General features: G+C 49.5%; 15 protein-coding genes and 1 tRNA gene. 4 read left to right on the top strand and 12 right to left on the bottom strand.

Translation table 11 applies throughout. The annotated features are described in order from the left end of the window. Positions 1 to 14: 14 nt before the first annotated feature. The 5 genes from H5T41_02630 to H5T41_02610 form a co-directional block, all read right to left on the bottom strand. Positions 15 to 470, bottom strand: a complete 456-nt coding sequence (locus H5T41_02630; GenBank protein ID MBC7107676.1) for a hypothetical protein — start codon at positions 468 to 470, stop codon at positions 15 to 17. Positions 471 to 787: 317 nt separating this feature from the next. After that, positions 788 to 1,024, bottom strand: coding sequence for a hypothetical protein (locus H5T41_02625; protein MBC7107675.1), 237 nt, complete (start codon positions 1,022 to 1,024; stop codon positions 788 to 790). 269 nt (positions 1,025 to 1,293) lie between these two features. Next, positions 1,294 to 1,512 carry a hypothetical protein gene (locus tag H5T41_02620; protein ID MBC7107674.1) on the bottom strand — a complete coding sequence of 73 codons (219 nt, stop codon included), beginning with the start codon at positions 1,510 to 1,512 and terminating at the stop codon, positions 1,294 to 1,296. A gap of 267 nt (positions 1,513 to 1,779) precedes the next feature. After that, positions 1,780 to 2,058, bottom strand: coding sequence for a DUF3795 domain-containing protein (locus H5T41_02615; GenBank protein MBC7107673.1), 279 nt, complete (start codon positions 2,056 to 2,058; stop codon positions 1,780 to 1,782). 249 nt (positions 2,059 to 2,307) lie between these two features. Beyond that, positions 2,308 to 4,086 carry a chloride channel protein gene (locus H5T41_02610; GenBank protein MBC7107672.1) on the bottom strand — a complete coding sequence of 593 codons (1,779 nt, stop codon included), beginning with the start codon at positions 4,084 to 4,086 and terminating at the stop codon, positions 2,308 to 2,310. A 783-nt stretch (positions 4,087 to 4,869) separates the two neighbouring features. On the opposite strand from H5T41_02610, the gene H5T41_02605 reads away from it, so the two are divergent. Beyond that, positions 4,870 to 5,061 carry a hypothetical protein gene (locus H5T41_02605; protein ID MBC7107671.1) on the top strand — a complete coding sequence of 64 codons (192 nt, stop codon included), beginning with the start codon at positions 4,870 to 4,872 and terminating at the stop codon, positions 5,059 to 5,061. A gap of 139 nt (positions 5,062 to 5,200) precedes the next feature. Continuing rightward, a complete protein-coding gene (locus tag H5T41_02600; protein ID MBC7107670.1) occupies positions 5,201 to 5,464 on the top strand; it encodes a cupin domain-containing protein in 264 nt (87 codons plus the stop codon). A 123-nt stretch (positions 5,465 to 5,587) separates the two neighbouring features. Here the strand turns inward: H5T41_02600 and H5T41_02595 are convergent, their stop codons facing one another. The 3 genes from H5T41_02595 to H5T41_02585 form a co-directional block, all read right to left on the bottom strand. After that, entirely contained in the window at positions 5,588 to 5,776 is a 189-nt protein-coding gene (locus tag H5T41_02595; GenBank protein MBC7107669.1) for a hypothetical protein, read from the bottom strand. Between the two features lie 555 nt (positions 5,777 to 6,331). Continuing rightward, positions 6,332 to 6,898: a flavin reductase family protein gene (locus H5T41_02590; protein ID MBC7107668.1), complete on the bottom strand. Its 567-nt coding sequence runs from the start codon at positions 6,896 to 6,898 to the stop codon at positions 6,332 to 6,334. 272 nt (positions 6,899 to 7,170) lie between these two features. Further along, positions 7,171 to 7,389 (bottom strand): hypothetical protein, encoded by a 219-nt coding sequence (locus tag H5T41_02585; GenBank protein MBC7107667.1) that lies wholly within the window; start codon positions 7,387 to 7,389, stop codon positions 7,171 to 7,173. 514 nt (positions 7,390 to 7,903) lie between these two features. Between H5T41_02585 and H5T41_02580 the strand changes: the two genes are divergently transcribed. After that, on the top strand, positions 7,904 to 8,986 hold the full coding sequence (locus H5T41_02580) for an ATP-binding protein (GenBank protein MBC7107666.1): 1,083 nt from the start codon (positions 7,904 to 7,906) through the stop codon (positions 8,984 to 8,986). Positions 8,987 to 9,260: 274 nt separating this feature from the next. Here the strand turns inward: H5T41_02580 and H5T41_02575 are convergent, their stop codons facing one another. The 4 genes from H5T41_02575 to H5T41_02560 all read right to left on the bottom strand — a co-directional run bounded on the left by H5T41_02575 (position 9,261) and on the right by H5T41_02560 (position 12,290). Then, entirely contained in the window at positions 9,261 to 10,823 is a 1,563-nt protein-coding gene (locus H5T41_02575; protein ID MBC7107665.1) for a hypothetical protein, read from the bottom strand. 4 nt (positions 10,824 to 10,827) lie between these two features. Continuing rightward, positions 10,828 to 11,163 carry a hypothetical protein gene (locus H5T41_02570; protein ID MBC7107664.1) on the bottom strand — a complete coding sequence of 112 codons (336 nt, stop codon included), beginning with the start codon at positions 11,161 to 11,163 and terminating at the stop codon, positions 10,828 to 10,830. A 184-nt stretch (positions 11,164 to 11,347) separates the two neighbouring features. Continuing rightward, positions 11,348 to 11,851, bottom strand: coding sequence for a YkgJ family cysteine cluster protein (locus H5T41_02565; protein ID MBC7107663.1), 504 nt, complete (start codon positions 11,849 to 11,851; stop codon positions 11,348 to 11,350). Positions 11,852 to 12,215: 364 nt separating this feature from the next. After that, positions 12,216 to 12,290: transfer RNA gene (locus tag H5T41_02560), tRNA-Ile, on the bottom strand. A 149-nt stretch (positions 12,291 to 12,439) separates the two neighbouring features. Here H5T41_02560 and hmgA point away from each other — a divergent pair. After that, positions 12,440 to 13,588, top strand: a complete 1,149-nt coding sequence (hmgA, locus tag H5T41_02555) for a hydroxymethylglutaryl-CoA reductase (NADPH) (GenBank protein MBC7107662.1) — start codon at positions 12,440 to 12,442, stop codon at positions 13,586 to 13,588. The last annotated feature ends 55 nt before the right edge of the window (positions 13,589 to 13,643 follow it).

Raw genomic sequence — 13,643 nt, 5'->3', positions numbered from 1 at the left:
CGGTGATAACCCTGTCAAATGCGCTGCCGTGATGACGCCGTATAACCGCTCTCTGCATAGGTGAAACTGTTCTCTGTGTCGATCAGGATTCTGCCTTCCGGGATGACCGAACCGTCTCTGTAGTTCACCTTGCCGTAACTCCAGTATGATCTTGGAGAAATCGTGCGATAGCGTCCGTCCCTGCTGATCGGCATCGAGATCCCATAGGCTCTGCTCTTTTGTAAAATGAGCGAAGTCCATATGTCTGCATCGGGAAGGAGGATGACGTCCGGGTCGATGGTCTGCAGTAATGAGGAGAGATCCGAGAGGACCCTTTTTTCATTCCCTGAGATGACAGTCTTTCCATCACTTTCCAATTCGATCGAGCGTATCTCAGGTGTCTGAATGTTCCTGTCGACGCGCATAGTCAATATTCCCAGCGGAATATCGAAATCTAGCGAATACTTCGATTCTTTAACAAATGTGCACATTGAAAGATTTTTTCCGCAAGAAATCGATGATCCTTCCTCACATCGACATTGAAAAGTTCTGCTTCGTATTTCGTCTGTTTCTCGATCAGCTCAGCAATGGTCATCGGGGCATATACTGCGTATCCTCCCAACATCCCGTAGATTGTTTTGAAACACTGCTCTTCAACTTTATATTTTGAGGCTAGGGCCTCAATCAGTTCACATGCTGAATGATTGTGCTTGAAGTGAACGAAAAAAAAGGAGGGAAATATCCCTCGCAGATTCGCCGGACCTTTTCTTCTTTGATCTACAATTCTACAGATGGACCGCACGATGAATCAAAAACCCACATCGTTCTTCTCCATCTTCTTCATCAGTTCGATGAATAATGCAAAGAGGGAAGCCTCGAGTAGGTCATCGAATCCATAGAAGATCTCGCTCGAATGTCTTTCCATCATCCCAGCAAGACGCTCGGCGTACTTCTTCTCATCATCTTTCAAGGCTCTTCCCGCCCTTTCCCAGCGTTTGGCGATTCTCTTCGCTTCCATTCGTATACTCTCGGTGCTCCTCCCCATCAAAATTCCTCCAGTGTAGATTGAATCTGTGTTGCGACTTTCTTCCTCACTCCCTGATGGTTGAATTCGCTCACGAAAAAACCCGATGAGCTTTTTCGAAATAATCTGAATGAATTGATTGATTCTTGGTGAGTAAAGGAGAACGGTCGCGGTGGACGCGATCTCCCTTAAAAGAAGAGGGATGTAATCGAGGAGCTCCTCATGCTCTGAGAACAGCGTTGGATCGTATTCTATGAAGATGAAAGAATGATGGTGTTCCTTGAGAATTTTCAATAATTGAAAGGCCGTGAACGCTCTCCGCACATCGAATTCCGTAAACTTTCGGCTAGCCTGCTGAGGATTGTCGAATAATTTCCACAGATGTAAAGGATGAGATAATTCTGAAGTTCGAGATGGTCGTTGAAGATTCTTAGCGCTATTTCCTCTGGTGCGATGAGGACGTTGAACGCCCCTTCCTGAATATAGATTGACTGTGTTGCGATTTCCATGATTTATTAATACTAACTCTTTTGGAGATTAAATAGAAAGAGAGGAGGGTGAACCGAAAGTACTTTATCATCTACATTCGTCTTTTCTACCCTACCCATCAGCCCCTGCGAATGAAATCGATGATTCTTAAATCATCACAACACCCGCGGAGATTCGAATCGGAAACATTCTTCGCAAGATTCATTCAAAAATTGATAAGACATGTATTGCAGTACATCTTCTTCATCGACCATGCATTTTTCTATGATAGAATTCTATCGTCAAAATCAATGCGCTGAACTCCACGCTCCCGTCTCGCGACTGAATCGACGCCGCGTCGCCTTAAGCACCATTAGTGGGCAAAGTGCCTGATGCTCACGAACAAGCGTGCACACATCAAATTCGTCGCATTCAAGGCAGGTCTCCAATCCCCTCGAGATCACGCAATCGTACACTTTACAGCGATATCGAGAAGAATGCTTCATTTCTTCCAAGCAACCGTCGCAGTCATCCCCGTAAAAAGGACATTTCTCGCAAGCCCTTCCGCACGCCCCGACGACAACCATCACTTACCCTTTGGTAACATTCAATATAAATATGCATCGGAGCCGGGATCAATATATGGGGGAATTCCTCGAACGCTGGATCTATCTAAAATTGGTGCGCACTCACTTATGTACAGATCTTTCAACGAAGAATGCTAGCAAATGGCGGAAATTAAAATGCGTCCCCTCGTTCGCATTAAGATTATTCCTCAGAGCGCGCAAAAAAGCCCGAGAAAACACAAGTCTTTAGCTCTTAAAAGATCAATCGAATTACTCTTCCTTGCCAATGAGTTCTTCTACACTTGCATGATAAGCTCTTCCAATGTCCTCTCTTGTGATTATACCGATAAGTCTCTTCGTTTCATTCGATTCTATAACTGGGAGCCTGCCGATATTGCTTTTGAACATTTTTTCGAGAACCGAGCCGAGGTTATCATCCGGTAAACAGCAGATCACGCGTCTTGTCATCACTTCGCCGATCATTCTAGTCTTTCTTTCTTCCTCAGGGACCTCGAGAATATCCTCATAGGTGATCATTCCGAGCACTCTGTTATTCTCGTCAACAACTGGAATCCCTTTGATTCCGTTCTTGTTCATAATGTCGAGTGCCGAATCGACGCTTGTTGTGGGAGTAATGGAGATCACATCTTTTGTCATAGCGTTCTTGACCTTCATACCTCTTAACACTTCGACTGAGTATTCTCCCCTGTGTGCCGGCGAATCGGCTTTAGTTGGAACCTGGCTCCGGTAAATCGTATTTTTGCCGGAAATGATATAAGCGATCGACGTGGCGATCATTGCAGGCACAAGGAGAGTATAGGATCCCGTCATTTCTGAGACCATCAAGATTACCGCCAGCGGTGCCTTGCCGGCGGCACCAAAAAACGCCATCATGCCAACGATCACGAAGGGGGCAGAGGCAACACCGAAATTGGGAATCAGGGAGTGGCAAATCATCCAGAATGCCGCTCCAATCATACCACCAATGAAAAGCGCAGGCGCGAAGACACCGCCGCTTCCACCAGATCCTACAGTCAGCGATGTTGCTAGTATTTTCAAAACGATCAACGCAATGATAATTCCGAATGTCAGCGTGATGAATTCACCATCGATGGCCATCTGGAGCCAGCCATAACCCATTCCAAGAACTTGCGGAAGCGCCATTCCTATCAAGCCAACGGCCAGACCACCGATCGCCGGTTTGACGTAATTGGGGATCTGCAAGCGTTTGAAGAGATCCTTGACGCCGTAAAAACTGCGGATATATCCGATTGCCACAATTCCGCAGATAAGCCCAAGGAATGCGTAGAGCGGAAACCAAATAGGATCGTTTGACATGTATTGATTCTGTATTCCAAAGATCGGTGTCCATCCCATCACTGATCCATAAATACTGTAAGCGACTGTCGATGAGATGAGTGCTGGTGGGAGCACCGCGATCTCAAAATCACTGATGTAGAGAATCTCAGCTGCCAGAACCGCACCACCAAACGGCGCCTTGAAAATCGCGCCAATGCCAGCGCCGATCCCTATCGCCATGGCGATGCCACGTTCGTGTGGACGAAGATGCATAGCTTTTCCTATCATCGAGCCAAATCCTGCGCCAATTTGGGCCGACGGCCCTTCACGACCAGCACTTCCTCCAGATCCAATCGTGATGGCGGAGGCAATCAGTTTGATCACGGGCACCTTTGGGGAGATTTCCCCGTTTTTATTGTGAAACGCATCGATCGCTGCATCCGTCCCATGACCTTCTGCCTCGGGCGCGAGTTTGTACACAATGATGCCGCTGAGGAGACCACCAAGAGTGGTGATTACGGGAATTAGAAAAGAATAACGTGGGAAAATAAATGACATTCCTCCCTCGCCAGCCGGCGATGGCGGAACGTATCCAGCCCCTTTTGCGAGGAAAAGAATCGTGCACTGCTCAATCGCAAATGTAAACGCAATCGCGCCGATACCTGCAGTGATTCCAACTAGAACTGCGATCGGAACCCATTTATCCAGATATCTGATTTCCTCGGATAGTCGTAGGCGATTTTTTCTCATAGGCGGTTCCTTGCAACCTTTCTTTCCCCTTTCGAATTGGGCTCGTTATCGGACAAGTGATAATTATGCATTTTTCCAAAAAATACCAATGAAGTAGGACAAGACAACGAGCCGAGCAATGCGCGCTTTCGCGGCTCACCTCTACGCTGTCATCAATTATCTTGAATTTTATATGGTTGTCCCGGATTTTCTTTCGGAGTGGGTGTTGACCAGATCACAATAAGAGTCCAGAGAATCTCGAATAGAAATGGAGTGCTCAAGTTACTTTCATCTATCGTAACATCAGACTACCATTTGGTTGAAACGAAAAAAGAGTAAAGAAGAATCTATCCAGAGTGCCCTTAAATGGGGCGATATTTATACCTTCCAGGCGAGCTGGAGTCCCACACGTGATTATCTAAATATGATCTATCTCGCATACTCACATGATAATGCAGTCGCGGGAGATTGGTACATTTACTGGCTATCTACACCTTCAGGTGAAGCATGGGATCATGCTCAGATGAGATATTGTCATTGATTATGTCCACATTTTCCAGAGTCTGTTTAATCCGACGAGACGGGTTGGAGTAGTGAGAACCACAATTGCGTTAACGGATAAATAGGACTTGGCATATCTTTTCAGGTGCCTGGATATGATCTTTCACCATTCATAGTCTAGAAGTGAACATTTCGATATACGCTTCGAAGACTTCAACACTCCATTTCAGAACAACATTGTGAACAACCTTATGGTGTTTGCTTAAAAGCTAACTTCGCGGAACACCTTAACATACACTGCTGTTGGGAGTGTACGGCAAGACTTACGGCACGAGCAACAGTTGTCAATATTCCGACGTTAATATGCTAGATGATTTTGATGAAAATGCAAGGATCCTTCCGCAGGCCGCAACGGGAATCATCGATGATCTCTTTGTGAGCATTCAATATGAACATCCATCGGGGCCGCAAGAGACAAATGAAAAGATTTTGTAGTGACTGTGTTCTCCTATTTCTTTCACAAAATGCACAGAACAATATCTCAAATCAAGGGACCTTTTGCCACGTGACTTAAGCGGTAGTGGAAAAGGATAAATTGCTGAGCGAATACTGAGGTACCAAGGACGTGAAGTCTATGAAAATAGTCAATGTCGTTGATGCGAAATCTTTTCAGAATGTTCATGGAGTCGAAGCTAAGAAAATATATGATAGCGAGCATGCAGAAGTAATCCATATGGCCCTCGCGCCTGGAGAGTCTTTGAAAAAGCACACCACTCCCGTTGACGTTTTCTTCTACATTCTGGAGGGCAGAGGTGTCGTGGAAATCGGCGATGAGCATCAGAAGGTGGAAAAAGACATGCTTATCGAGAGCCCTAAAGGCGTCCTACTTCTGGAATGATCGATATTGAGAAGCACAAATCGATGATGGCGAGCAACAGCGCGGAGATTCGAATCAAGTTGGTGATCGCCGGAGGATGCGGAGAATGCCAAAGAATGTCGCTGGAACTAGACATGGTGCTCTTCAATTCGTCGATGGGATTGGTGACTTCATATCGAGCACCGTAATCTGAATTCTCTGGGTGGTCTTCTCTTCGATTGTCGGAGTGCTGTATTCAGCCGTTCTTTGTGTAGTTGCATTCGGTCTAATCGCGTGGCTCATACACATTCCGAGATCAGTATGAATGACTGTTGGTTGATTCTCCCTAGTCAAACTCAAGGAAATATCCAATGACCAGGATGTAAAACTTTTTCTGATAGGCACCTCAAGAATGCAAGTTCAATCATCCAACAGCATATCATGGGCTCATTTTTTTTTGAGAGTCTGTCTCAAAACCAGCCACAATTGGAAGTCGTAATTGAATGATAGTGGGTTGGGATTGATTTTTACCATCAGCATAAGAGGATTGACAATTCGACTCCCCAAGATAATTCGTACGGACGATTGGATGCGCATCTAACCCGAGACCGAGCATCGATCTAGCCAAATGGTAAAAATCGGGGATCAATTTCGGCGTAATAGAGTGGGACCAGCTAATGAAACCCTTTTACCCTTTCCTTTTGTTCTCCCCATCTGTCACCAGAACCGTCATACGTTTTCCGGAGTGCCCGAGCATGGCCTACATTCTCTTTCTGATTTCGATTATATGGCATTAACTGGTGAGAGTTGCCTGACCCTAGGTGGGGTTCCTCTCTGCGCCTAATGACCTTTATTCTTTCTGAACGGATCCCGACGGCGACGGCAACATCAATCCGCCGCAGGCTGCGCCTAATGACCTTTATTCTTTCTGAACTCCTTACCAATACTCCATGGCTTTGCGAACCTCTCACCAAGACGATAGTAAGACCGATCAGTCATCGAGAACAAGATCGGCCGAAGTTTCGAGAAGTCCACCGCTGCACCAGTCATAACTTGCTCATCGCAGTAGGTTTCTACGACCTTTCCGATGAACAAATCGTGATCGGGGAAGTCAACCGTAGCGATGAGCTCGCATTCCATACAGACTGGGCACTCTTCAATCATAGGAGCAGTTCCAAGTTTTCCGTAGAAAGTCTTGAAAAGAGCAGACTTATCTTCATCTTTCCCAGATACGATTCCGCAATAATCAGTTACCATTACCAAATCCTCTGTGGGGATGTTGACGCTGAAGCACTTGTTTTCCTTTATACCAATGTTCGTGTAGTGTTTCTTGTTCATGCTTATTGAAACCGAATTAAAATCTGCGATGCCCACGTGGGCTATTGCAATGTAGTTCGGTTTTCCGTTGACTAGTGCACCCACAAGAACTGTGGGCAAGGGATATAGGCAGTTCTTCGCACCGATTTCTCTTTTCATCCAAATGACCTCCTTCTAGGCGTATGTTGCCTAAAGCATATGCTACTTTCCTTCGACAATCCTGTTGTGTTCGTCTTCCAGTCTTTCCCGATCTGCCGTAAGAGGCAAAGAGAAGAGTCGAGCACTATCTATGTAAAATAGAAACCGTTCAAACGGTTTTAAGGGCACACGACGAAGGGGCTACCCGAGCAAGCCCTGATTTTGAATATTGACTTCTTCGTCTCTGCCCGTCCATCGCCACGCCAATTGCCCACCTAGCGCTCATTATATCGTCACATTTCCACATCGATCCCCTTAAACTCTCCGCATCCTGCACCCGCCTTCTTGTACCGGGCTATGAGATACCAGACTTCTCTCTTTGTCGGCACGTTTCTCTTTCCCGAAGAAATGAAGTGCTCGACGACCTCCTTCGCCGTCGCGTCCCCCTCTTCCCTCAAAAACTCGAGGATCTCCCTTCTCAGACTCGGACCGAGCCTCCTCCCCTTGCTCATCGGATCACCTCCGTTCGCCTCCCTCGATCCCTTTTCTAGGCGATTGTTAACCCCGTATATTTCGTTTCGCCCGATTTCGGCCTGAAATGTTTCCGTCCATGTTCGATCCGCCACTTCGTCCCGGTCGGAATGACGGATGGATCGATCATTCCAGGGCCTCGAGGCGCCTCCTCACGCAGGCGAGCCGCTCCTCCAGGTGTCGGACTTTCTCCTCGATTTTTACTGACTCATTGCGACGGTAGACTGCGTGGAAGTGCGTGGAATCTAGGTCGTTGAACTCGGAGATCAATTGCTACAAGGGAAAGAGAGGTTTGACAGGTCGCCCGAGAAGGATTTTGGCCCCCGTAATCATAGTTTTTGTCATACGAACTCATATGTTTCAGGCCATCATGGATAGTCCCAAAATACCTCAAGTCAATGCTCAGCGCTATTAAGTAGTTCGGACAGTACAGACAACAGAAAAGTTAAATTGCAACAGTCACTTATGGGGGGTAAGTACTTACGGGGGTTAAGCGTGCCTCTATTCAACCTCAACCCTAAAGAATCTCTAAGAGAACTTTTTGGACGAGAAAAGGAACTCGAAGAACTTATTCGTCTAGTCAAAGCCAAAAGATGGACAGCCGTCCTCGGTCCGAGAATGGTGGGCAAAACCAGTCTGCTAAGAGTTGCAGGCACCGAGTTAAAAAGAGCCAAAATGAAAGTAGTCTATGTGAACCTCTGGGGAGCAAAAGGAACCAACGGCCTATTGAGGGCCCTTGCACGAGGCCTTAATGATGAAAAAAGTATTCTTCAAAAGATCGAGGACGCTGCCCGGAGAATCGAAGGCGTATCCGTAGGGACCGGCGGAATCTCAATATCGATCTCCAAAAGGCCCATGACAACTGTGTCGGATTTGCTAGAAGCGATAGGAGATCAAGCGGGGGATTGTGTCATCGAACTCGACGAAGTGCAAGAACTTGCAGCAATCTCGGGCCGGTTGCTAAAATTATTGGCCAACATTTTCAACACACACCCAAACATAGTCTTTGTATTCACAGGATCCATGTTCGGCCTCATGAAAACGCTACTCGAACCGGAATCATCATCACCCCTCTACGGACGATCACCTGCAAAACTCTACATCCAACCGTTCACGAGAGAAATTACCTTCAAATTCCTAAAGAAAGGATTTGAAGAATACAATCTAGCTATAAAAGATGAATTAATAGGCGAAGCTGTCGAGAGACTCGATGGTATCCCAGGGTGGCTGACCTTATATGGAAACAACGTGGCCATACGAAAACTTCCCCACCAAAAAGCCCTTGAAGAAACAGTTTCAGAGGGCATTAGAATCGTAAGGGATGAACTTGAGCATTTCCTCGAAGGAAGAGACAGACGGGCTTACTTGGCAGCTCTCAAGGCGGCAGCCACCCCAGCACGCTGGGCCGAAATGAAGGGAGCGGTGGAAATCGCGAAAGCGTCCGCAGTTAACGACGCAACGATTTACCGAATAATAGAAAACCTCAAAGCAGCCATGCTGGTAGAAGAAAAAGAAAACGTCTACAGGATCAGCGACCCCATGCTCCGAACACTTCTGCTGACCTCACAAATAACTTAAGGGGCGTAAGTAATTACGGGGGATAAAAAACCTGATGCCCGTTCACAGCAAATCTTCTGCTATTGAAAATCACCCTTTTGACCGGCATCAGTTCACCGCCACTTCCCCGATTCCCACCTCGACGCATTCATTTCATCCTCGGGCAACCGATTGATCGTTTCTAATCGCTTCTTCAAATATTCCAGTTGCTCCTCGATGCGTTTGATTTTTTCCTTCAGCTTCTGTACGCCACGGCGGGCGCCCTACCAGCACGGCATCTCTCGTACTTGTTTTGTCAAGGGGCAGGGCGAGAGAGCCTGCAGCTTCCGTTCAGATGAATGATGCCTTCCACGATGCACAGGCAGGCGCCGATATACCGAGCCGAACTGCCCGAGCCATTATCCAGATTCCAATCCCAGGCCCCCACATTCGCGCCATCAATCCAATACGAGCCAAGGAGCGCGATTTTGTTACCAGCCGCTTGATAATAGTAATCGCAAAGCTTCGTGGAGCTCGACCCGCCGACTGCCGAAGGAAGGAATTGATAATCGTTGTCTGAGTCGATCGCGATATCCGTCACCCAGCCATCAGTCGCGCAGAGCGTCAGCCCGCTGTCGACATAGGGATGCGCGAACGTATCGGAGGCGAAGTCGTGATCCGCGATCCAAGGATTCCTGTTGGCCTTGACATTGATGCCGTCGATGAACTTCCAGATATTCCCCCAGAAGTTCTCGATGCCGCGATAGCTGACCGAGTTCGCCGCCTGCCCGGTCTGGTAGTGCGTCTGCCCTGTCGCCGCTCCACTCAGGTTGCCGAGCGTCTTCGTCTGACCGGTGTAGACAGCCATGTTTGTCGCGCCGTCGTCCGTCACCGCAGTCACGCCACTTCCGATGTTATTCTGACTGTTGAACGATGCGTATTCGATGAGATGCAGGAGCTGTATGGCGCTCGCAGTGAGGAAGTCCATTATTTCCCAGCCCGCGCCCCTGTTATGCGCGAGCGTCCTTGCGTTGGCAATTGTCAATGGGGTGTTCCATCCGGATATGGGCTTAACGTCCGCCACCGAGGCGAGCTTGTCGCCTGTCCCCGCAGTATTGTCTCGTCCGGCCGGGTCGTTGAGCATGTATCCGCCCGCTCCTGCGACAGTCTTCGCCACCGTTGCCGTGACGCCGGTCGCCCCTCCGCTGAAGGTCGCGGTCGTCTTCAATCCGGACTTTGAGCAGGTCAGAATGCAGTCCGCGCCGCTGCCGGAGGGAATCCATGATTGTTGATAACCATTATATATGGCCGCCCTGAGCTTCGCCGCCACCTGGTCGGCCGTGTCGCCGTTGAGGACTGCGATCGCGAAGGTATTGTTGCCGTCCAATTTGACTGTGACGTTGCCGTCTGCGGTCGCTTCGGCGGTGACAGTGATCGTGTTGACTTCCGTCGCCGGGGCGGTAACGTCGTACGCGCTCGCCTCGTACGCACCGACGAATATCTTCTCCCTGATCACACCGTCCCGAATGAAGGCGGGATGTACCTTGAACCCGGGCACGGCGATCGGAGAGACATACCATCTGTAGCCACTCGCAGTCACTTCGACCCGATAATAGAACTTCGGGATGATGACCATGACCTGCCCATTCGATCCGTCGTCCTTGTAGGCCGGATCGCCGTAATAGGCAGTGATCTCCCCCGCATCTGAGAGGTTGCACCTGCGCATCCCGAGCCACGGAAGGTAATCGTTGAACGAGGCTTGTGTCTTGCCCTCAGCCGCCTTCAGCCGCGTATAGACGTCCGTCGTCTTGTTCCACTCGAGGCCGTAGATCGCCGAGTTGTAGACGCTCAGGTCCTGACCGCCGATGTGCATTCCCATGCGATCACATCCTTGAGAGCCAGTTCAGTACCGCGGTCCCCGCGGACGATTTTGCGTAGAGCAGGTTCACGTTGCTACAGGGGATAACGATATTCTGCCCGGGCCTAAGCTTGACAGGCTGCGTGGTGGCGCTCCCAATCAGCACGTCCGAAGTGTTATCCGGATCGGCCTGACAGAGGACCTCGACGCATGCCTGATCTGCCGCGACCTGCGAGGCCGATGTCGTGCAGCTCTTCGTGCCAGCTGCGACTCCAGCGGAGACCATGGCATTTGTTGCATTGATGACCGACAGGTCCTCCCTCATTAACTTCCCTATGTTGGTGCCTGGATCCCACAACATGATTACCTTTGCTTCCTCAAGAAAAGGGAAAAGAGAGGGTCGATGCCCTCAAATGGCGCTCAGCTTGCAGATCGCGTTGATCTGCTTGATCCTCGGCCTCATGATGCCATAGACGTGTCCGTAGACGGGGGAGATCGCCGGCAGCTTCGAATCCTCGCCGATGACGTTCCGGAAGTCCTGAGCCCTAACGACGCGATGTACAATCCCTCGGGTCGACGGGGCTCAGTATGCCCGTGCTGTCTGTCAGATCGTTCGACATGATCACCTGTCCCTTCAGCATGTCCGGGATGAGGGCCAAGAGCTTCATGACTTCATCGTACTCGATCACGCCGGTGGAGACACTCTTGATCAGCTCGGCATACTGCGTCGGGTGCAGCACGAGGTTGAAGTTGACCTCGTTGACGTTGTCCGCCCAGAGCAGTGTGAGGTCTCCGGTCACCGCCTTCAGTGGATTTCTGAACGTCCCGAAATCGGTGGAGGTGCTGTAGTCGTTGTTGGCGCTCTGATGCAGCCCGCTGATGACGTAGTTCGTGCCGTCCGGTTTCCATCCCTGGATCAGTATGTCGTCGAGGACCTCGGCGCAGCGTTGCGCCGCGGAGAGCATCGCCTTCGCCTTGTCGCAGCGATAGACCCAGCAAATCCTCGGTCGATTCTCATAGATAGCGCAGCTCGCGAGCTTGCCGTCCATTCTCAGATGCGGGCAGTAAGAGGTTTTCGGATCGACGGTATGGTAGAGTGCCTTGAGATCGGGAGAAAGGTCTAAGATCCAGGCCTTTGAAAATCGCTGGGAGTTCATCCCAAGTCGGCAGGAGACAGCACTTTCCGCAGCGCTCGCAGACGAAGGGTTCTGAGAACTCGTTCAAGGATCCGTCCCCTCGAGACGGAGTTCGCGCTCGCCGCGGATGATCACGAGACGGTCGCGCTCTTCCGCGGCCCGCATCCTCTGCGCCTCAGCACCGAACTGCCTCGCATCGGCGAGGAAGTCCTCCATCTCGACGTGTAGGGGACTGTGCCGCGAGAGGGAACATCGGAGCCCTGGCCAGGAGTCGGAGTGGGCCCAAGGAGATTTGGACTCCTGACCTCCCGGTTATCAGCCGGGCGCTCCAACCAGGCTAAGCTATGGGCCCGTTGCGTCTCTGGAAATATGTCATGCCATTAAAAACCTTTCCTCATAATTATTTCGAGAAAATTTTGAACTCTCTCAATATATGCAACTCCTAATTGACAAATGACATAAGTGCTTAATATTGCTCATGCTGTTAACTAGACGATTTGGATGATGTCTGGATTGAAGAACAGAGGTCGAAAAAAGGAGGATGTAGACGATCGGCGAAAAGCTGTTGAAGAGTTCACTGGTGTGAAACTCGCCAGTATTGCTTCATATTCCATCGATCCCCTCCTTGCTGCGAGAAATATCGAGAACATGATTGGTTGTATCCAGGTACCAGTCGGTTTTGTCGGTCCGTTGGCCATCAGAGGAGATCACGCGAACGGGGAGTTTCTTGTACCGATGGCGACGACCGAGGCTGCCCTAGTCGCTTCCGTAAACCGTGGATGCTCTGTGATCACTGCCTCAGGCGGTGCCCGTACTATAATAACAAGGGATGAAATGACGCGTGCCCCAGTGTTCAAAGTGAAGGATGTGCGCCATATGGTTGAGGTTACCCGATGGGTCGCCGATCATTTCGTGGAGATCAAAAAGGAAGCAGAGGCAACGACAAAGCACGGCAAGCTCGTCGGTATTCAGCCATTCGCTGCTGGTCGCAGTCTATTCCTGAGATTTTCTTATGAGACTGGTGATGCAATGGGGATGAACATGGCGACGATTGCGACGGAAGCCGCTGCGAAGTTGATCGAAAAGGAGACAGGAGCTGTCCTCGTTTCCATATCGGGGAATATGTGCACCGATAAAAAGCCGGCGGCGATCAACTTTATTTTAGGTAGGGGGAAGACCGTTCACGTTGATGCGCTAATTCCAAAAGAAATCGTGGATTCTAGATTGCATACAACGCCCGAGTCGATTGCTGAAGCCTCGTTCAGGAAAAATCAGATTGGAAGCGGTCTCGCACTCGCATACGGTTTCAATGCTCACATCGCGAACATCCTTGCGGCGATTTTCATCGCGACAGGGCAGGATCCGGCTCAGGTTGTCGAAGGTAGTATGGGGATGACGACCTGCGAAGTTGTAGATAATTCGTTGTACATTTCAGTGCGATTACCATCGCTTGAAGTTGGCACTGTCGGAGGCGGAACGAGATTGCCATGCCAGCAGGAAGCGCTCGCGATGATGGGATGTTTTGGTGAGAACAAAGCGAAAAAGTTCGCTGAGATTGTGGCAGCGACAGTTCTTGCTGGCGAGTTGTCGACGCTAGCCGCTGAAGCAGCAGGTGAACTTGCAAGTGCTCACAGGACACTCGGGAGATAGAGTTTAGTTTAAATGAGGCAATGTGGCGATAATTGAAATAATGATCTTATGATAT

This window comes from Methanomassiliicoccales archaeon, assembly GCA_014361295.1.
Classification (GTDB): domain Archaea; phylum Thermoplasmatota; class Thermoplasmata; order Methanomassiliicoccales; family JACIVX01; genus JACIVX01.
The sequence above is the reverse complement of the archived record's forward strand: the minus strand, read 5'-3'. Positions and strand labels throughout refer to the sequence as shown.

Coding starts and splice junctions, on each gene's coding strand:
- H5T41_02630 (MBC7107676.1), bottom strand. CDS start 470: ATGTGCACATTTGTTAAAGAATCGAAGTATTCGCTAGATTTCGATATT.
- H5T41_02625 (MBC7107675.1), bottom strand. CDS start 1,024: ATGGGGAGGAGCACCGAGAGTATACGAATGGAAGCGAAGAGAATCGCC.
- H5T41_02620 (MBC7107674.1), bottom strand. CDS start 1,512: ATGGAAATCGCAACACAGTCAATCTATATTCAGGAAGGGGCGTTCAAC.
- H5T41_02615 (MBC7107673.1), bottom strand. CDS start 2,058: ATGGTTGTCGTCGGGGCGTGCGGAAGGGCTTGCGAGAAATGTCCTTTT.
- H5T41_02610 (MBC7107672.1), bottom strand. CDS start 4,086: ATGAGAAAAAATCGCCTACGACTATCCGAGGAAATCAGATATCTGGAT.
- H5T41_02600 (MBC7107670.1), top strand. CDS start 5,201: ATGAAAATAGTCAATGTCGTTGATGCGAAATCTTTTCAGAATGTTCAT.
- H5T41_02590 (MBC7107668.1), bottom strand. CDS start 6,898: ATGAAAAGAGAAATCGGTGCGAAGAACTGCCTATATCCCTTGCCCACA.
- H5T41_02585 (MBC7107667.1), bottom strand. CDS start 7,389: ATGAGCAAGGGGAGGAGGCTCGGTCCGAGTCTGAGAAGGGAGATCCTC.
- H5T41_02575 (MBC7107665.1), bottom strand. CDS start 10,823: ATGGGAATGCACATCGGCGGTCAGGACCTGAGCGTCTACAACTCGGCG.
- H5T41_02570 (MBC7107664.1), bottom strand. CDS start 11,163: ATGTTGTGGGATCCAGGCACCAACATAGGGAAGTTAATGAGGGAGGAC.
- H5T41_02565 (MBC7107663.1), bottom strand. CDS start 11,851: ATGGACGGCAAGCTCGCGAGCTGCGCTATCTATGAGAATCGACCGAGG.
- hmgA (MBC7107662.1), top strand. CDS start 12,440: ATGATGTCTGGATTGAAGAACAGAGGTCGAAAAAAGGAGGATGTAGAC.